The 17,188-nt window shown below is 53.6% G+C and carries 18 protein-coding genes; 9 read left to right on the forward strand and 9 right to left on the reverse strand.

The annotated features are described in order from the left end of the window. Position 1: 1 nt before the first annotated feature. The 4 genes from EDF81_RS01035 to EDF81_RS01050 all read right to left on the reverse strand — a co-directional run bounded on the left by EDF81_RS01035 (position 2) and on the right by EDF81_RS01050 (position 3,354). Positions 2-1,261: an NAD(P)/FAD-dependent oxidoreductase gene (locus EDF81_RS01035; protein WP_123345440.1), complete on the reverse strand. Its 1,260-nt coding sequence runs from the start codon at positions 1,259-1,261 to the stop codon at positions 2-4. Beyond that, positions 1,258-1,977 (reverse strand): SDR family NAD(P)-dependent oxidoreductase, encoded by a 720-nt coding sequence (locus tag EDF81_RS01040; RefSeq protein ID WP_123345442.1) that lies wholly within the window; start codon positions 1,975-1,977, stop codon positions 1,258-1,260. Before EDF81_RS01040 ends, EDF81_RS01035 begins: the two co-directional genes overlap by 4 nt. Further along, complete coding sequence (locus EDF81_RS01045) at positions 1,974-2,408, reverse strand: nuclear transport factor 2 family protein (protein ID WP_123345444.1); 435 nt, start codon at positions 2,406-2,408, stop codon at positions 1,974-1,976. The genes EDF81_RS01040 and EDF81_RS01045 overlap by 4 nt, the downstream gene beginning before the upstream one ends. A 217-nt stretch (positions 2,409-2,625) precedes the next feature. Continuing rightward, entirely contained in the window at positions 2,626-3,354 is a 729-nt protein-coding gene (locus EDF81_RS01050) for a MerR family transcriptional regulator (RefSeq protein ID WP_123345445.1), read from the reverse strand. 189 nt (positions 3,355-3,543) lie between these two features. On the opposite strand from EDF81_RS01050, the gene EDF81_RS01055 reads away from it, so the two are divergent. The 3 genes from EDF81_RS01055 (at position 3,544) to EDF81_RS01065 (ending at position 6,924) form a co-directional block, all read left to right on the forward strand. After that, the gene (locus tag EDF81_RS01055) at positions 3,544-4,521 is read left to right on the forward strand and encodes a DUF1852 domain-containing protein (RefSeq protein ID WP_123345447.1); all 978 of its coding nucleotides are present in this window, start codon (positions 3,544-3,546) and stop codon (positions 4,519-4,521) included. 27 nt (positions 4,522-4,548) lie between these two features. After that, positions 4,549-5,580: a methionine synthase gene (locus EDF81_RS01060; RefSeq protein ID WP_123345449.1), complete on the forward strand. Its 1,032-nt coding sequence runs from the start codon at positions 4,549-4,551 to the stop codon at positions 5,578-5,580. Between the two features lie 405 nt (positions 5,581-5,985). Beyond that, the gene (locus EDF81_RS01065) at positions 5,986-6,924 is read left to right on the forward strand and encodes an omptin family outer membrane protease (protein WP_123347637.1); all 939 of its coding nucleotides are present in this window, start codon (positions 5,986-5,988) and stop codon (positions 6,922-6,924) included. A gap of 84 nt (positions 6,925-7,008) precedes the next feature. On the opposite strand, the gene EDF81_RS01070 is transcribed toward EDF81_RS01065, so the two are convergent. Further along, complete coding sequence (locus tag EDF81_RS01070) at positions 7,009-7,902, reverse strand: LysR family transcriptional regulator (RefSeq protein WP_260232632.1); 894 nt, start codon at positions 7,900-7,902, stop codon at positions 7,009-7,011. A 162-nt stretch (positions 7,903-8,064) separates the two neighbouring features. Between EDF81_RS01070 and EDF81_RS01075 the strand changes: the two genes are divergently transcribed. Continuing rightward, complete coding sequence (locus EDF81_RS01075) at positions 8,065-8,814, forward strand: SDR family NAD(P)-dependent oxidoreductase (protein WP_123345452.1); 750 nt, start codon at positions 8,065-8,067, stop codon at positions 8,812-8,814. Positions 8,815-8,832: 18 nt separating this feature from the next. Here the strand turns inward: EDF81_RS01075 and EDF81_RS01080 are convergent, their stop codons facing one another. Then, the gene (locus tag EDF81_RS01080; protein WP_123345454.1) at positions 8,833-9,189 is read right to left on the reverse strand and encodes a DUF4440 domain-containing protein; all 357 of its coding nucleotides are present in this window, start codon (positions 9,187-9,189) and stop codon (positions 8,833-8,835) included. A 167-nt stretch (positions 9,190-9,356) separates the two neighbouring features. Continuing rightward, positions 9,357-10,493, reverse strand: coding sequence for an alpha/beta hydrolase (locus EDF81_RS01085; RefSeq protein WP_123345456.1), 1,137 nt, complete (start codon positions 10,491-10,493; stop codon positions 9,357-9,359). 187 nt (positions 10,494-10,680) lie between these two features. Between EDF81_RS01085 and EDF81_RS01090 the strand changes: the two genes are divergently transcribed. The 5 genes from EDF81_RS01090 (at position 10,681) to EDF81_RS01115 (ending at position 14,351) form a co-directional block, all read left to right on the forward strand. Beyond that, positions 10,681-11,565: a LysR family transcriptional regulator gene (locus EDF81_RS01090; protein WP_123345457.1), complete on the forward strand. Its 885-nt coding sequence runs from the start codon at positions 10,681-10,683 to the stop codon at positions 11,563-11,565. A 229-nt stretch (positions 11,566-11,794) separates the two neighbouring features. Next, positions 11,795-12,520, forward strand: a complete 726-nt coding sequence (locus tag EDF81_RS01100) for a phosphoglycerate mutase family protein (RefSeq protein ID WP_311316593.1) — start codon at positions 11,795-11,797, stop codon at positions 12,518-12,520. Positions 12,521-12,616: 96 nt separating this feature from the next. Then, positions 12,617-13,186: a hypothetical protein gene (locus tag EDF81_RS01105; RefSeq protein WP_123345459.1), complete on the forward strand. Its 570-nt coding sequence runs from the start codon at positions 12,617-12,619 to the stop codon at positions 13,184-13,186. Between the two features lie 170 nt (positions 13,187-13,356). Next, positions 13,357-13,668 carry an antibiotic biosynthesis monooxygenase gene (locus EDF81_RS01110; RefSeq protein WP_123345461.1) on the forward strand — a complete coding sequence of 104 codons (312 nt, stop codon included), beginning with the start codon at positions 13,357-13,359 and terminating at the stop codon, positions 13,666-13,668. 80 nt (positions 13,669-13,748) lie between these two features. Next, entirely contained in the window at positions 13,749-14,351 is a 603-nt protein-coding gene (locus EDF81_RS01115; RefSeq protein ID WP_123345463.1) for a LysE family translocator, read from the forward strand. A gap of 60 nt (positions 14,352-14,411) precedes the next feature. Here the strand turns inward: EDF81_RS01115 and EDF81_RS01120 are convergent, their stop codons facing one another. After that, positions 14,412-15,746, reverse strand: a complete 1,335-nt coding sequence (locus EDF81_RS01120) for an MFS transporter (RefSeq protein WP_123345464.1) — start codon at positions 15,744-15,746, stop codon at positions 14,412-14,414. Positions 15,747-15,931: 185 nt separating this feature from the next. Further along, positions 15,932-17,086, reverse strand: coding sequence for an L-talarate/galactarate dehydratase (locus EDF81_RS01125; RefSeq protein ID WP_123345466.1), 1,155 nt, complete (start codon positions 17,084-17,086; stop codon positions 15,932-15,934). Positions 17,087-17,188 lie beyond the last annotated feature (102 nt).

The following is a 17,188-nucleotide window of genomic DNA, read 5'->3' on the forward strand; positions in this document are numbered from 1 at the left end:
CTTAGCGATCCTCCCCGGCGGCGATCCCTTTCACCACGTCCAGCGCGCTGCGCACGCCGTCTTCGTGAAAACCGTTGTACCAGTAAGCGCCGCAGTACCAGCTGCGCTGCTGGCCGTTAATCTCGCCCCGACGCGCCTGCGCCCGCCAGCTTTGCGGGTTAAACCGCGGGTGCTCATAAACAAAGCGCTGCCGGACGTAGCGCTCATCCACCGGCGTTTCCGGGTTGAGGGTGACGCAGAACAGCGGACTGCCTTCGGGCAGACCCTGCAAAATATTCATGTTGTAGGTGACGCAGGCGCTGGCCTGGTCGGCGTCACTCAGGCGATAGTTCCAGCTCGCCCATGCGCGCTCGCGCACCGGCAGCCAGCGGCGGTCGCCGTGTAGCACCACTTCGTTACGCTGCCAGCCAATATCGCCCAGCACTTCGCATTCGGCAGGCGTCGGGTCGGCAAGCATCGCCAGCGCCTGGCCGGAGTGGCAGGCAAAGATCACCTGGTCGAAGGTATGGTCTGAACCCGCAAGCTGGAGAGTCACGCCGTCATGATGGCGGGTCACACGCTGAACCGGCGCGTTAAGACGCAGATCCAGGCGATCCCCCAGCTGTGCCAGCATGGCGCGGATATACTCCCGCGACCCGCCCGGCACCACATACCACTGCGGGCGCTGGGTGATATCCAGCAGGCCGTGGTTCTCAAAGAAGCCTAAAAAAAGCGGCAGCGGAAAACGGCGCATCTCCTGCAGTGATGACGACCAGATGGCGGCTCCCATCGGCAGAATGTAGTGACGTGCGAAAAATTCATTAAAGCGGTGCTGCTCCAGAAAGGTCTGCAGCGTCGCATCCGGGTCAACCTTGCCCGTAAACGCGGCCTTCGCCAGCCGGTTAAAGCGCACGATATCTTTCAGCAGTTTCCAGAACGTCGGGTTCAGCAGATTACGCCGCTGGGCGAACAGGGAGGTGAGGGTGTGGCCGTTATACTCCAGACCGCTCTTCGGGTTATGCACGGAAAAACTCATCTGCGTTTTTTGCCCGCGGATACCCAGTTCGCTGAGCAGGCCCATAAAGCGCGGATAGGTGCGATCGTTGTAGACGATAAACCCGGTATCGACGGCAAACGACCCCAACGGCGTTGTTACGTCAACCGTGGCGGTATGCCCGCCAGCGGTGGGCGCGGCTTCGAAAAGCGTCACCTGATGATGTCCGGCCAGCCGCCAGGCACAGGTCAGTCCGGCGATGCCGCTGCCGATAATCGCGATCTTCATGGGCGCACCATCCTGCGCAGTAGCGTGCGCTGAACAACATCGGGAAGCGCGGCCAGCAGGCGCATCATCAGGCCAAAGCCGACCGGAAACGCAATATGATCCTTGCCCTTCGCCAGCCCGCGACGAATGGCGGTGACGGCGCTATCGACGCTGACCTGTCCGGGCATGGCAAAGTCATTTTTGCGGGTCAGCGGCGTATCGACAAAGCCCGGGGATACGGTGGTAACGGCAATGCCTTTTGGCTCCCAGTCAAGACGCAGACTACGGGCAAACCAGCTCAGTGCGGCTTTCGACGCGCCGTAGGCTTCAGCCCGGGGGAAGGGCAGCCAGTGTGCCATTGAGCTGACCAGCACCACGCGGCTACCGCGAACCAGCTGCGCCTGCAACGCCGCCAGACAATTTACCGGCCCGAGGAAATTGGTACGCATCACCCGTTCCACCAGGGCGGCATCGACCTCACCACGATCCAGATACTCGCAGGTTCCGGCGCAGAGGATCGCCAGATCCGGACGGCAGTCGCTCAGTGCAATACGGCAGGCCTCGCCGTCGGTCATATCAAACTGGCAGACCGAGATATTGGGGCTGTGCTGCTGCAGCGCCGCCAGTCGGGCCGGGTCTCGCCCGCAGGCAATGACGCGGTAGCCGTCATCCGCCCACGATTTTGCGAGCCCGGCGCCGATGCCGGAGCTTGCGCCGGTGATGAGGACAGTCATCATGCGCGCACTCTCCGTTTAACGCTGCGTACCGCCCAGCCCAGCACGGGAATATGTTCGTAGAGCATCTCGCCGCCATCGTAGAAGTCTCGCTGGCGGATAACCTGGCCATCCTGCACCGTCACCACCGAGCAGCCCGGCAGGGCCAGAGCTTCGCCCCCGGCAACCTTCGGGTGCGACCAGTGCATGGTCCAGGTCACGACAAAACGCTGCTCGTCTGACAGAGGGGTATCGATGTCAAAGCGACAGTGGGAAACATTGACCAGCAGGTGAGTGAAGTAGCGGCGGATCGCAAACAGGCCCTGATGGCTGCCAAAGGGATCGATAAGCTCGGCTTCAGGGTGATAGAGCGCCGTCATTGCCGATTGCGGCTGGTTATCCAGCGCGGTGTAGTAATTAACAAACCGGTCAATAACGGTGGAGATGGTGCTCATAAGGTTAACCCTGAAGTGAGAGGTGCCGATAGCGGCATACTTAAAACTTACACAAGCATTGTTTGTTGTACAAGTTTGCGTGAAAGTATTTTTTATTTGTTATTAATATCAATTGGTTGAATTGTGATTTTTAAAGGGTGTTTTTGGCAGGTTATACAACGGACGTGACAGAGCCGCAGCCCGTTACGGCTGCTGACCAGAGAAACAAGAGGGGGGATTACAGAAGGACGATATCGAGGGAGGCAACCTGCTGCTGCCAGATCTCTGCCTGTTTTTTGCGGGCAATCGTCAGCTTGCCGGTGGTAACCAGCAGCCATTTACGCTCGGGGAAAATCTCCGGCGCCAGTGCGGCGGGTGGATTAGGAAGGACATCAATGCGGTGTCCCTGGCCGGTACGCTTAAGCGCTTCGAGCCAGATTTCGCACGGGTCGGTGAGCTGCCATCCCGTAATCAGGTAATTATCGCCCGGCGCTTTTTTGTCACCTTCGAGGCAAAAGGAGGTGTAGGCGATGATAATGCCATCAAGAATTTCTCTCAGGGTCATCATGGTCGCGATATTGGCCGAGACTTTGCTGCGCAGCGGACGCAGAACCTCAGTCACCAGCTCCGGGCGGGGATATTCCCTACCCGCATCGTATATCAGCTGGCGCAGGGATTCGATTTTTCCCTCTTTCAGCCGCTGCAGCATCGTCTCCTGCAGCGTGACCCAGTTGTTAGTCCGACGTGCGCCGGGGCGCGAGAGCAGGGGTTTCACCTGACTGACGGGCACACCTTTTTTCACCCAGTCGATAATTTTGAGCGCCTGCTGGATATCATCATCGCTGTACAGGCGATGGCCGCCGTCTGTGCGCATGGGCTTAAGCAGGCCGTAGCGACGCTGCCATGCGCGCAGCGTGGTGGCGTTTATTCCGCAAAGTCGGGCAAATTCACCGATAGAGTAGGACATGCGTCAGACCTGATAGAAAGAGTACTCTCAATATACTACAACGCCGAACCTGGCTTGCGCCAGATCATGAAGATGGTTCATGTTGCCGTGAAATATCGTCGCTTCCCCTTATCCGGTGACTCTGGCAAAACTATAGCCAATAAGAGAGAACGTCAGTTTTCATACCAGAATGTCGGATGCGGGATCACCATGACTAAACATTTTAGCTTCACCATTAAGAGCGGTCGTTTTGACGAGAATTATAACCCCTCCGAAAATACGCGTATTACCACTAACTTTGCCAACCTGGCGAGAGGTGATAACCGTCAGGAAAATCTGCGCAACACTCTGGCGATGATTGAGAACCGTTTCAATAGCTTAGCCTGCTGGGATAACCCGAAAGGCGATCGCTACGCTGTCGAGCTGGATATTATTTCCGTTGAGATGAATATCGAAGGCAGCGGCAAAACCTTCCCGGCAATCGAGATTTTAAAAACCTCGATTATCGATAAAAAAACCAACCAGCGCATCGAAGGCATTACGGGGAATAACTTCTCCTCTTACGTGCGTGATTACGACTTTAGCGTGCGTCTGCTGGACCACAATAAAAACCAGTCCGCCTTCAGCATTCCGGATGATTTTGGCGATCTGCACGGGAATATCTTTAAGCATTTTGTCCGTTCTGATGAATACAAAAATGCGTTTAAAAAAGCACCGGTTATCTGCCTGAGCGTATCCAATAAAAATACCTATCAGCGCACGGGGAATCAGCATCCGGTGCTGGGCCATGAGTACCAGCAGGATGGCACGTCGCTGACTGAAGCCTATTTCAAAAAGATGGGTCTGCAGGTGCGCTACTTTATGCCTTCAGGCAGCGTTGCGCCGCTGGCATTCTATTTTATCGGTGACTTGCTGAGCGATTACAGCAATCTGGAGCTTATCAGCACCATCAGCACGATGGAGACATTCCAGAAGATCTATCGCCCGGAGATTTACAACGCCAACTCCGCCGCGGGTCTCCACTATCGGCCCGACCTGAACAACCAGGATCACTCCTTAACCAAAATTGTTTACGATCGCGAAGAGCGTAGCCAGCTGGCGATTGAGCAGGGGAAGTTTACGGAAAAACACTTCATCGAACCCTACAAGAATATTCTTGAGCAATGGTCTGCCAGCTACGCGCTTTGATTTACTAAAACTATAAGGTCACCTGCTATGAAAACATTGCTCCCCACGTCCACCGCCGGCAGCTTACCCAAGCCGTCATGGCTCGCGCAGCCCGAGACGCTCTGGTCTCCGTGGAAACTGCAGGACGCAGAATTAATTACTGGTAAACAGGATGCGTTGCGTCTGTCGCTCGACGATCAGCTGCGTGCCGGGATTGATATTGTCAGCGACGGCGAGCAAACCCGTCAGCACTTTGTCACCACCTTTATCGAACACCTCAGCGGCGTGGATTTCGAGAAACGCGAGACCGTCAGAATTCGTAATCGCTACGATGCAAGCGTGCCGACCGTTGTCGGTGCCGTTGAGCGCCAGAAACCGGTCTTTGTCGAGGATGCCCGCTACTTACGTTCGCTGACGAAGCAGCCGATCAAATGGGCGCTGCCAGGCCCGATGACGATGATCGATACGCTGTACGATAATCATTACAAAAGCCGCGAAAAGCTTGCCTGGGAATTCGCGAAAATTCTCAATCAGGAAGCCCGGGAATTAGAAGCTGCAGGCGTGGATATTATCCAGTTCGACGAGCCGGCATTTAACGTATTTTTCGATGAGGTCAACGAGTGGGGCATCGCCGCGCTGGAAAGGGCCGTCGAAGGACTTAAGTGCGAAACCGCCGTGCATATCTGCTATGGCTACGGGATCAAAGCCAATACCGACTGGAAAAAGACTCTGGGCACCGAGTGGCGTCAGTACGAAGAGGCGTTCCCGAAACTGCAGACCTCGAAGATCGATATTATCTCGCTGGAGTGCCATAACTCCCACGTACCGATGGATCTGCTTGAGCTGATCCGTGGTAAAAAAGTGATGGTCGGGGCCATTGATGTGGCAACGAATACCATCGAAACCCCCGAGGAAGTCGCCGCGACGCTGCGCAAAGCGCTGCAGTTCGTCGATGCCGATAAGCTCTATCCGTGCACCAACTGCGGGATGGCGCCGCTGTCGCGTCAGGTTGCTAACGGCAAGCTGAATGCGTTAAGTGCGGGCGCGGAAATTATCCGTAGAGAAATTATGGGTAAATAACAACGTCCCTCCCGGAGCGTCGAACGACGCTCCGATAATTACCTCATATCACTCCAGGTCATTTAATCACCACTTTCGATGGGCGAAAAACGAGCATGTTTTTGCTTTATTTCGCATCATTAATACCTTTCGAATACCTTAATATCCAATCAGCATTTTACTGTGTGGAATATTTGCTAACCCATACTTATTACCTTTTAGCATTAACCTTTTGTATTGCAACGCATTAAAAGGTGATCGCTAATTTCATTTAAGGTCAATAAGCAGAGGGTGCGGGTGTTGAACGGATGCATACCTTTCCACTGATTTTTGAATGAAATAATTATAAAAAATGGATGCTGCCCTGGCATTTGTACGAGATACAAAACTCAACTTATTAATTCTCTTATGATTTTGGTAATAAAAATGAATAAAAGTCTTGTTGCAGTAATGATGATAGCCACGCTTTCAGGGACGGCGTATGCGGAATCAGTGCAGTTTACCCCGAATTTTTCACCAGAAAGTTTTACCCTGTCGACCTCTGGCGGTGTGTTGAACGGGAAATCTCATGAGCTGGTTTACGACGCAGGGACAGGTCGAAAAGTCAGCCAGCTGGACTGGAAAATAAAGAATCTCGGCATTGTGAAAGGTGATGTCTCCTGGGATGCGTACTCTTTCCTGACGCTGAACGCTCGCGGCTGGACCTCGCTGGCTTCAGGCTCCAGCCATATGGATGACTACGACTGGCAGAACGCCAGTCAGGCAAAATGGACAGACCACTCGTCCCACCCGAACACGGATGTTAATTATGCCAATGAATACGATCTCAATGTAAAAGGCTGGTTATTCAAGGATAAAAACTATAAAGCGGGCGTTGTTGCCGGCTATCAGGAAACCCGTTTTAGCTGGACGGCAACCGGTGGCTCTTACAATTATGACAACGGTGCTTATACCGGTAATTTCCCGGAAGGTGAGCGGGGTATTGGTTATCGCCAGCGCTTCTCTATGCCATACGTTGGCCTCACGGGCCAGTATCGTATTAATGACTTTGAATTTAATGCCTTATTTAAATTCAGTGACTGGGCCCGGGCGCATGATAACGATGAGCACTATATGCGCGACCTGACCTTCCGTGATAAATCAACAAATTCACGTTATTACGGTACGACAGTCGATGCTGGATATTACATCGCGCCGAACGTCAAAGTGTTTGCTGAATTCACCTGGAGCAAATACGAAGAGGGCAAAGGCAGCACGCAGGTTATTGATAACATCAGCGGCCAAACCTCTTCTATTGGTGGAGAGGCGGCCGGCATTGCCAATAAAAACTATACCATTATGGCCGGTATGCAATATCGGTTCTAAATTAGCGCCGCTCGCGGATATGCGTTTTGTTCAACACCAGGCCCCTTTATGGGGCTTTTTCTTTTTGTAAACATGGGCATTACATCATTTGCCAGTGTCAGACCAGCGCCACTCAGGCTGACTGAGATGTCTGGCAAAGAAATCCGATAATACCTTCACCTTGAGCGGGCGACTGCGGGACGTCGGCGTAACAAAGTAGAGTCCTCCCCGCGTCATCGACCACGCATCAAGCAGATGCACCAGGCGTCCGTCTTTCAGATACTCAGCGGCCATAAATTCGGGCAGTTCGGCAATGCCCAGCCCCGCCAGCAGGGGAGGCAGCAGCGCATCGGAGTTAGTAACCCGCAGCGGGCCGTTCGGCACAATATCTTCCTGCAAACCGGAAGCGTGGGTAAAGCGCCATACCTGGCTCCTGGCCCTGTAGGCATAGCTGAAGCACTGCCGGGAAGTCAGCTCGCGCGGGTGCTGCGGCACTCCGTGTTCCGCGAGATAAGCCGGGGACGCCACCAGATACTGCGTCACCGCGCACAGCCTGCGCGCCACCAGAGAAGAATCCGGCAGCGCTGCAATACGCAGTGCGGCGTCAAAGCCTTCGGCGATCAGATCGACCGACGCATCTGACAGATGCAGATCCACGCTGAGTTCCGGGAACTGGCGGATAAGTTCCGGCAGCAGAGGAGCAACCCAGCGTAAACCAAAAGACATCGGCACGGCTAAGCGTACCTGACCGCGTGGCTGCACCGACAGTTCGTAGGCTTCGTTTTCCACTTCTTCCGCCTGACGGTATATCTCCGAGGCCTTTGCCGCCATGCTCTGACCGAACTCCGTCAGGGCAAGCTGGCGGGAGGTGCGGTTAAAGAGCCGACCGCCCAGACGCTCCTCAAGCCGCGCCACGGCGCGTGACACGGTCGGGACGGAGACGCCCATCACTCTGGCCGCGGCAGCAAAAGATCCTTCTTCTGCCACCTTCGCAAACATGGCGAGACCTTCAAAATCGGGAAATTTTGTCATTTCAAATTTGCAATGATGAGTTTCAAATCATTCTATTTTGAAATGATCCGCACGTCGATATGCTTCTCTTACCGCGACAACATTGATGCCGCAAAGAGCAGATTCGAACTTTGACTGAGGAATTTAATCATGAGTAAAAAATTAGCGAACAAGATAGCGTTAGTCACTGGCGGCAGCACCGGTATTGGTCTGGCATCGGCGCAGGTGCTGGCAGAGCAGGGCGCGAAGGTGTATATCACCGGCCGCCGTCAGGAAGAGCTTGATGCAGCGGTCGCCTTAATCGGACCGGCAGCAACGGGGATCCGGGCCGATGCCTCTGTACTAAGCGAGCTGGATAACGTTTTTGCGACTATCGCCAGTGAGTCAGGCCGACTGGACGTCCTTTTTGCTAACGCCGGTGGCGGCGATATGATGCCGCTGGGGGATATTACGGAAGAGCATTTCGACCGTATTTTTGGCACCAACGTGCGCGGCCTGCTCTTTACCGTTCAGAAGGCACTGCCGCTGTTAAGCAACGGTGCATCCGTTATTCTTACCGGCTCAACGGCTGCGGTGAAAGGCACTGCCAGCTTCAGCGTCTACAGTGCCAGCAAGGCCGCCGTGCGCAGTCTGGCTCGTTCCTGGGCGCTTGACCTTAAAGAGCGCGGTATCCGCATCAATGTCGTGAGCCCTGGCCCTGTTCGCACGCCGGGCCTGGGCGGACTTGTCCCGGAAGAGCAGCGTCAGGGCCTGTTTGATGCGCTGGCAGAGGGCGTGCCGCTCGGTCGACTGGGCGAACCGCAAGAGATTGGTAAAACCGTCGCGTTTCTGGCGTCTGACGATGCGAGCTTTATTAACGCGGCCGAAATTTATGTGGATGGTGGGCAGGCGCAGATTTAACGGCCAACGATAATCACGCTATGACATCTCCGCTGCTGGCGTTCCCTGATGGAATGCCAGCAGCCATTTTCCGTTACCGGAACATACCCAGCAAGAAGATCGCAGGGAAGGGCGATTACCGTCCGAATTAACCGTTCTGTACTGCAATATGGCGACACTTTCGCTCATGCTGATGAGCCGGAATTCACTGCTAAGAATATTCGGCCCACTCTCTTCTCCAGTCAGAGAATCAATCGTCTCCTTGCGATCAACCATAACACCCGAACGGGTTATTTCCCGAAAGTCAGGATGCAGTATCTCTTCGAGCCATTGGCGATCGTTTCGTTTGTCACCGTGCAGGCTACATTCGAGAGCTTTTAGCTTTTCCAGGAGCATTGGGTTTATCCTTATAAGGTCCGGGCAGTCATCTTTACTATAACCATTTAGCGAGGATGATCCGCAAGCCATGTCCGGAGAAACATGTAAGGGGGCGATTTGCCCCCTTACATTTGCCTCTTACGTTTGTCTTCAGAGGACGTTTTAAGCGTTACTGACTCACGGGGTTATTTCAGGTGGGTTTTAAAGAACTGCTCAAAGCGGGCAAAGGGTATCTTACCCGCCGCGTTGTCATATAAATCGACATGATTCGCGCCCGGGACAATTACCAGCTCTTTCTCTTTGCTGCCCACAGCCTTGAATGCATCTTCCGCAAAGTAGCGCGAGTGCGCTTTTTCACCCGTTACGATAAGCGTCGGGATAGTGATTTCGCTGGCATAACTCAGCAGCGGCATATTCATAAACGACAGCGGCATTGTCGCTGTCCATGCGCCCGTCGAGTTAACGGAACGCTCATGGAAACCACGCGGCACCCGGTAATAGTCAAAGAACTCTTTCAGTACCGGATGCGGATTTGCAGGCAGGGCTTCCGGCAAAATTCGCTTAGCTGCGGTGACGTTGCCCTTCTCGTCCACGGCAAGGTCATGGCCGCCCGTGGCAAATGTGCCGCTTTCGGCATCCTTCCAGCGCTGTTCGTTCAGATACTGCAGGACGGCGTGGCGATCGGCGGTGGAATAGCGGTCTTTACCATCGCCCACGCCGTGGCCCATCGCGCGACTCATGTCATACATCACGCTGGTTGCGACCGCTTTGACGCGGGTGTCCATCGCGGCGGCATTCAGCGCCATTCCACCCCAGCCGCAGATACCGAGCAGGCCGATGCGATTGCGGTCCACCTCTTTTTGTAACCCAAGGAAATCCACCGCTGCGCTAAAGTCCTCGGTATTGATATCCGGGGAGGCGACATTGCGCGGATGACCACCGCTTTCACCCGTATAAGAGGGATCGAAGGCCAGCGTCACAAAGCCCTGTTCGGCAAGCGTTTGCGCATACAGGCCGCTGGATTGCTCTTTGACCGCGCCAAAGGGACCGCTTAAAGCGATGGCTGCCAGCTTGCGTTCTCCACGGTCTTTCGGGATATAAAGATCGCCCACCAGGGTGATCCCGTATCGGTTCTGGAAGGTGACTTTCCGATGATCCACCTTGTTGCTTTCGGCAAAGGTTTTATCCCATTTTTCAACCATCGAAACGGGTGCATTCGGGTTGGTCGTATCAGCATAGCTCATGGTGGTGACTCCACTTATTGATGCGCATAGCAGCATGGCAGGTAGTGCGGCGGTCAGTTTTTGGGTGAAAACATTCATCAAAGGTTTCCCTGAAAACGCGTGGTGGATACAGGTTTCATAAGGACAACGCTGCTGTGCTTTGTTGCAATGCGTCGATTATAGTCAGCAGGAAATGTGCTGATTAGAGGGTGAAAAATGCTAGGATTGATATCATATTGTTATAAATAGCTGCTCAGCAGCGATTGCGTTCTGAAGGGGGGAGTGGATGGCGAAACGTGAAAACTATAACGATCTCTATCTGTTTATGCTGGTGGTGCAGGAAGGAAGCTTCACCGCAGCGGCGCAACGAATCGGGCTTGCACAATCAGGGATCAGCCGTTCTGTACGCGACCTCGAACAACGGCTGGGCGTGCAGCTTCTGGTGCGGACCACGCGGAGATTATCGCTCACCCAGGCAGGCGAACAGCTCTATCAGACAACGCTGTCCGGGTTTGACGCTTTAGATTCAGGGCTTGCCACACTGGAACACTATCGTCAGACGCCTTCCGGCACGGTGCGCATCAACGCCAGCCAGCATGCTATCGATAAATGCCTTCTGCCAAAACTTGCGGTGTTTAAACAGCGCTACCCGGATATCAGGCTGGAACTGATGAATGAAAGCCGGTTTGTCGATATTATCGCGGAGAGATTCGATGCGGGCGTGCGTCTGGGGCCGGAAGTCGGCAACGGAATGATCGCGGTACGTATTACCCCCGACATGGAAATGGCGGTGGTGGCCACACCCGAACATTTCCGACGCTACGGGTTTCCGCAGACGCCGGCTGATTTAGCGGTACATCCCTGTATTGCCTACCAGTTTGGCGACGGAAGCCTGTATCCGTGGGAACTCACTCAGGACGATAAAAAAGTCACACACCGGCCGCAGGGCCAGTGGGTCTTTTCAGACAGCTATATGGAAGCCGAAGCGGCTCGTCTGGGGCTCGGCCTGGCCTATGTCCCGGTCGAACTGGTTGCAGACGACCTGGATCGCGGTGGGCTTATCCGGGTTATGCAGCGTTACAGCCTGCGTATGGAGGGGTTATTCCTCTATTACCCTCATCGCAATGTGTCGCCCGCGCTGAGGGTTGTTATTGATACACTGAGAATTTGATCATTCCAGCATCTGTAGCGGATATTTCTACTCAAATGGTAAGAGGCAAGCAAAATGCATGAAGACTTGGAACTCTGTTTTATCCCCCCTTTAGTGCTTCTGGTGATTAATGCCCACAATAAAAAAGGAAGCCAGCTCACCCGTGAAGAGGTGGAATCCATCAGGGATTCAGGAGTATGCATTGCACTTCCTGTAGGTTCCGGCAAGTGTATGGCCGATGAAAGAGGGTATGAAGATTTCAGCCCTGAGAGGGTCTGGAACGATTATCTTGATTACCTGGATGAGACGTCATCCAAAGACAGTGCATAAAAAGGCCAATGATCCGCCTGAATGGAAAAATCTGAATGGATTTGCAAACGGTGCAGCATCCCGGACAACAATAAACAAGAAGCACTATATGGAAATTATTCTGATGCGCCACGGAAAGCCCACTTACACGGGTTTTCCGAAAGTAACGAGCGCTGAAATGATCGACTGGATTGCACAATATGATCTCTCAGATACGGGTAGCGATACGCCTCCGGGGGCCAGCAAATTACTGGCATCCAGCGCGTCGAAGATCGTCAGCAGCCCTCTACCCAGAGCGATCTCTTCCCTGAAAGCTCTGGGGCGCGACCCCGATATTATCGACGGCGTATTCAGAGAAGCAGAGCTCCCTGTATCCCGGATACCGGCTTTACGGCTATCCCCTTTGAACTGGGCGATTTTTTTCCGCATCATGTGGCTCTGCGGCCTCTCTCGTAAGGTTGAGCGCTTCAGAATGGCGAAAAAGCGCGCGGTTAAAGCCGCAGACCTACTCAATTCTCTGGCTAAAAACGCCAACGGCCCTGTACTGCTACTGGGCCACGGCATTATGAATCGGCTTATCGCCAAAGAACTTATCGCCTCTGGCTGGAAAGAACATTGTCACCCCGGAAAAGAGTACTGGAGTGCCGGTATTTACAAATTTCTATGACGCGTTAGCTTAAAGGCACATGATGTCGGACTAAAGTGCCGTCAGATCTGCTGGCACCCGGTTTCACAGAGACGTTCGTCAAAAGGAATGGTTGAAATGTTGAAATATGTATTGTTGCTGGCAGTGATGCTGCTGACAGGCTGTACCAGTGCGCCAAATTTGCCTCCCACCGATACGATTATTGCTGTCAAACCTCTTGCGTCCGGCCTTGTCGCCAGCTCCGCTAAATATCGCTACCTGTTTAACCGCACCGGCACGCCGCAGGAGTATCAGCGTTTTAATACATTTTATGACCGCTTTCATCAGCAGTCCTTAGGGGTTCGGGTTAACTTTGTGGTGAAGCAGCATGAGGTGACGGCGGAGTACCTGGTGGTGATGGATAAGCATAAACTGGATGCCGGGCAGCAGACCGCGCTGGTCAGTGAGTATAAGGCGGTTCAGATCGATAACGACCGCCTCGGGGTTCTGTTTAAAGCCGCGGGTTCCTGGTCCTCATCTTACGCCCCGGAGCTTGCGCCCCCTTACCTGCTGCAGCAGCCGGTGGTGGTATCAATCAATGATAAAACCCAAACCCTGAGCGCCCTGGGTAACGTCGCACTGATCCCACTGTTACCGTTATTTCCGCTGTTTATGATGTACGGATGTGCCACCGGGCCGTGCGTATGACGCATTGAATATGGGTTTAAGTGAGATCGGCTTCGGGCACCATCCGGCCTGACGTTTTATTACCGTATATCAGGCCTGTCGCTGCTGGTGATTTCAGCCAGCAGCCAGCTTTCAAAACGCTGGCTTTTGGTGATAGGGTTATATTCTGACCATCAAAAGAGGAAAAGCGAATGATTGTAAGAACCTGGCACGGTTGTGTTCCGCTTAAATATGCGGAAGGTTTTGCGAATCATCTTGAGAAGACGGGCGTGGAGCATTCAAGAAGTATCCCGGGAAACAGAGGCGCTTTCGTGCGCAGGGAAACCCAGGGAAATCGGGAGCATTTTTTTCTGGCAACTTACTGGCAGGATATACAATCGATAAAGGCATTTGCCGGGGAAAACTATCACGTGGCAGTGACTTATCCGGACGACAAAGCATTTGAACTGCTTTCTGACCCTTACGTTTTCCAGCATGTTGTCGAAGCCATTTCACCGCTTTAGCATTCTATCCGGGATAAAGCCGTCGTCCATTAAGTCACAGAGTGGCAGCTGACTAAAATCTCGCTTAGTATTCACAGCCTATGGATATCAACCTTCTCGGCTTTATGCCTGCACTCCTGCCCGTTGCACTCTCTCCTGGCGCAAGTTTCACGCTGGTGATGAGCAGCGCGCTGGCAGGGGGACGCAAAGGACTTTTTAAAACGCTGGCGGGAACCGCGCTGGGTATTTACACCCACGCGCTGCTGATCGGATTGGGTATCACCGCCGCGATTGCCTCATCGCCAGCGATTTACGGTGTCCTGAAAATTGCCGGAACGCTGTATCTTCTCTGGCTGGGCGGAATGCTTATCCGCAGTGGCTGGAATGCAAAGCAATACCCAACCCGAAACAGCCAGACGCCGGTGACGTTAAAAGAAGCCTGGCTCGCGAATGTGCTCAATCCAAAGGCCATTGTTTTTTACCTGACGGTTGTTTCCCGTTTTGCCGGAACCTCCGGCGGCGTCGGTAATTACTTAACCCTGGCGTCTGTTCACGTCGCGGTAATGAGTATCTGGCTTATCGTTATTAGTCAGATACTGGTTTTCTCTGCGCAAAAAGCCAGCCCGTTTGTGCTTAAAAAGTATGTGAATATTACCGGCGGGGCGCTACTGATTATTTTTTCACTGCATAGTCTTCTTCGCTGAACTCTGGCCGTTATTCGGTTCTCTGCCAGCGACCCTGGCAGAGAACGCGCTTTATTATCCTCAGGCTGACACTTTCAGTTCCATGCGGGTGATTTTACCGACGACCAGCAGATAGCAAAGCATTGCCGCCACCGCAGATGCGCCGACGAAAATCAGCGCACCGCTGAAGGAATGCAGCTCCTTGACCAGGTAGCCAATCACCAGCGGAGTGGCAATAGACGCGACGTTGCCGAAGGCATTGAAGAGACCGCCGCACAGGCCCACCGCCTCTCTTGGCGCGATATCTGACACCACCGTCCAGCCCAGCGCACCGAATCCTTTGCCAAAAAAGGCCAGTGCCATAAGGGAGACAACAACCACATGGCTTTCGGTGTAGTTACACAGAATCAGGGACGTTGCCAACAGCATGCCAAAGACGATGGGAATTTTACGGGCGGCGGTAAGGCTCATCCCGCGTTTCAGTAACCAGTCAGAACTGACTCCGCCGAGAATACCGCCAGCAAAGCCGCAAAGCGCGGGAATGGAGGCAATAAAGCCCACGTTCAGAATTGACATGCCGCGTTCCTGAACCAGGTAAATCGGGAACCAGGTCAGGAAAAACCACGTGATGCTGTTGATAAAGTATTGCCCAAAAAACACCCCCATCAACATGCGATTAGTGAGCATTTGTTTCGCTGCATTCCAGCCGCCGGAGGATTTTTTCGACCCCGTTCGGGTATCCATATCAATAACGGCACCGCCGTCGGTGATATATTGCAGCTCCTGCTGAGAGATATGGGGATGCTCGCCAGGGTTATGAATGTAGCGCACCCAAATAAAGGTCAGAATAAAGCCAATAACCCCCATCACGGTAAAGACATGCTGCCAGCCCCAGGCATAGGTCAGCCAACCAAGCAGCGGAGAGAATAGCGCCAGCGCGAAATACTGCCCGGCGTTAAAACAGGCCGTTGCCGTCGCACGTTCGTGGGTCGGGAACCAGGCGGCGACAATACGGGCGTTTGCCGGGAAAGACGGTGCCTCTGAAAACCCCAGCATAAAGCGCAGGAAGAAGAGGCTGGTTAGCGTCCATGCGAGCGGCATCAGCTCGACAAAACCTTGCAGGAAAGTGAAAAGCGACCAGAAAAACAGACTCCAGGTGTAGACCTTTTTCGAGCCGTATTTATCGAGCAGCCAACCGCCCGGGATCTGCATAATCAGATAAGCCCAGCCAAAGGCTGAGAATATTAATCCCATGTCGCCCGGATCAAGCCCCAGCTCACTGGCAACGGAGCTCCCGGCGATGGAGAGCGTGGCACGGTCAGCGTAGTTGACGCTGGTGATTAAAAAGACGATGACTAATATAACGTAACGAGTATGGCTATTATGTTTTATTGATTGCGTTGTAGGGTGGGTCATTGAAAACCTCTTTACAGAATACAGTGTTCTGTCTGATTATTTTTAAAACAGCCCTCGTACAGATAAATAATAAGAACGAGGCCGGGCGCGTTTGCAGGCGCACGCCGGCAGCGGAGAATATCCCCGATATATTCAGTAAGGTGCCAGTCTGTATAATGGCTGTGGGCTTTTAGCCCGTCATATCATTAATGACGTTTTCCAGTTTCAACGCTTGCCGTCGTCCAACTGGCGGTTTGTTCATGCAACGACAGACCCAGGCCTGGACGTGTCGGGACCAGCATTTTTCCGTCATGAATTTCCAGGCGTTCGTTAAATACCGGTTCCAGCCACTCGAAATGTTCCACCCAGGTTTCGTGGGCATAGGCGGCCGCCAGATGCAGGTGTATTTCCATCACGAAGTGAGGTGCAATCATCAGACCGTAGTCTTCGGCCATTTGCTGCACTTTCAGGAACGGCGTGATACCGCCAACGCGCGGCGCGTCGTGCATCACTAAGTCGACAGCACCCTGACGGATGTATTCAGCGACTTCGCCCGCGCTGGTCAGCATTTCACCCGTGCCGACCGGCGTCACCAGGTGGGAAGAGAGCATACGGTGGCCTTCGACGTCGTAGGCATCCAGCGGCTCTTCAATCCATTGCAGATTGTACTGCTCCATCGCCAGACCCATACGTAGCGCGGTCGTGCGGTCCCACTGCTGGTTAACGTCAACCATCAGCGGCGTGTCATCGCCCAGCGCTTTACGAATAGCGTCAACGCGCTGTAGATCCTGACGGCGATCCGGATGACCCACTTTCATTTTGATGCCGCCAATTCCGCGTGCCAGCGAGGCGCGGGATTTGTCGATAATTTCATCCACCGAGGCCTGCAGGTAGCCGCCGGAGGTGTTGTAACAACGCACTTCGTTACGCTGTGAACCCAGCAGTTTCGCCAGCGACAGCCCGGCTCGTTTGGCTTTCAAATCCCACAGCGCGGTATCGAATGCGGCGATAGCCTGCGTCGCCAGGCCGCTGCGGCCAACGGACGCACCCGCCCACACCAGTTTGTTCCACAGACGAGAAATATCATTAGGATCTTCGCCAATCAGCAGCGGTGCCATCTCTTTTGCGTGGCTGAACTGTGCCGGACCGCCATTACGCAGCGTGTAGGTAAATCCAAGGCCGCGATAGCCCTGTTCTGTTTCAATCTCAGCAATCAGTAACGCCACATCTTTCAAGGCATTCTGGCGACCGGTCAGCACTTTCGCATCGCTTACCGCGGTGTTCAGCGGTACGTTAACGGAAGAGAGTTTGATCCAGCTAATACGGTCAAAAGCGTCGGCAGGAGTTTGTACAGTGGACATAAATCAGACCTCATTTTTAGTTATCAGGGGGGCTTTACCAAATTGCTCGCCTGGACTCATACTGTCTAATCCAATAAGAGAATTGATTTATGCTGGATTTGT

Source organism: Enterobacter sp. BIGb0383 (genome assembly GCF_003751845.1).
In the GTDB taxonomy this organism is placed as follows: domain Bacteria; phylum Pseudomonadota; class Gammaproteobacteria; order Enterobacterales; family Enterobacteriaceae; genus BIGb0383.

Bases quoted from the DNA above. Each gene is read 5' to 3' on its own strand.
- EDF81_RS01035 (WP_123345440.1), bottom strand. From the start codon at position 1,261: ATGAAGATCGCGATTATCGGCAGCGGCATCGCCGGACTGACCTGTGCC.
- EDF81_RS01040 (WP_123345442.1), bottom strand. From the start codon at position 1,977: ATGATGACTGTCCTCATCACCGGCGCAAGCTCCGGCATCGGCGCCGGG.
- EDF81_RS01045 (WP_123345444.1), bottom strand. From the start codon at position 2,408: ATGAGCACCATCTCCACCGTTATTGACCGGTTTGTTAATTACTACACC.
- EDF81_RS01050 (WP_123345445.1), bottom strand. From the start codon at position 3,354: ATGTCCTACTCTATCGGTGAATTTGCCCGACTTTGCGGAATAAACGCC.
- EDF81_RS01055 (WP_123345447.1), top strand. From the start codon at position 3,544: ATGACTAAACATTTTAGCTTCACCATTAAGAGCGGTCGTTTTGACGAG.
- EDF81_RS01060 (WP_123345449.1), top strand. From the start codon at position 4,549: ATGAAAACATTGCTCCCCACGTCCACCGCCGGCAGCTTACCCAAGCCG.
- EDF81_RS01065 (WP_123347637.1), top strand. From the start codon at position 5,986: ATGAATAAAAGTCTTGTTGCAGTAATGATGATAGCCACGCTTTCAGGG.
- EDF81_RS01070 (WP_260232632.1), bottom strand. From the start codon at position 7,902: ATGTTTGCGAAGGTGGCAGAAGAAGGATCTTTTGCTGCCGCGGCCAGA.
- EDF81_RS01075 (WP_123345452.1), top strand. From the start codon at position 8,065: ATGAGTAAAAAATTAGCGAACAAGATAGCGTTAGTCACTGGCGGCAGC.
- EDF81_RS01080 (WP_123345454.1), bottom strand. From the start codon at position 9,189: ATGCTCCTGGAAAAGCTAAAAGCTCTCGAATGTAGCCTGCACGGTGAC.
- EDF81_RS01085 (WP_123345456.1), bottom strand. From the start codon at position 10,493: ATGAATGTTTTCACCCAAAAACTGACCGCCGCACTACCTGCCATGCTG.
- EDF81_RS01090 (WP_123345457.1), top strand. From the start codon at position 10,681: ATGGCGAAACGTGAAAACTATAACGATCTCTATCTGTTTATGCTGGTG.
- EDF81_RS01100 (WP_311316593.1), top strand. From the start codon at position 11,795: ATGAAGATTTCAGCCCTGAGAGGGTCTGGAACGATTATCTTGATTACC.
- EDF81_RS01105 (WP_123345459.1), top strand. From the start codon at position 12,617: ATGTTGAAATATGTATTGTTGCTGGCAGTGATGCTGCTGACAGGCTGT.
- EDF81_RS01110 (WP_123345461.1), top strand. From the start codon at position 13,357: ATGATTGTAAGAACCTGGCACGGTTGTGTTCCGCTTAAATATGCGGAA.
- EDF81_RS01115 (WP_123345463.1), top strand. From the start codon at position 13,749: ATGGATATCAACCTTCTCGGCTTTATGCCTGCACTCCTGCCCGTTGCA.
- EDF81_RS01120 (WP_123345464.1), bottom strand. From the start codon at position 15,746: ATGACCCACCCTACAACGCAATCAATAAAACATAATAGCCATACTCGT.
- EDF81_RS01125 (WP_123345466.1), bottom strand. From the start codon at position 17,086: ATGTCCACTGTACAAACTCCTGCCGACGCTTTTGACCGTATTAGCTGG.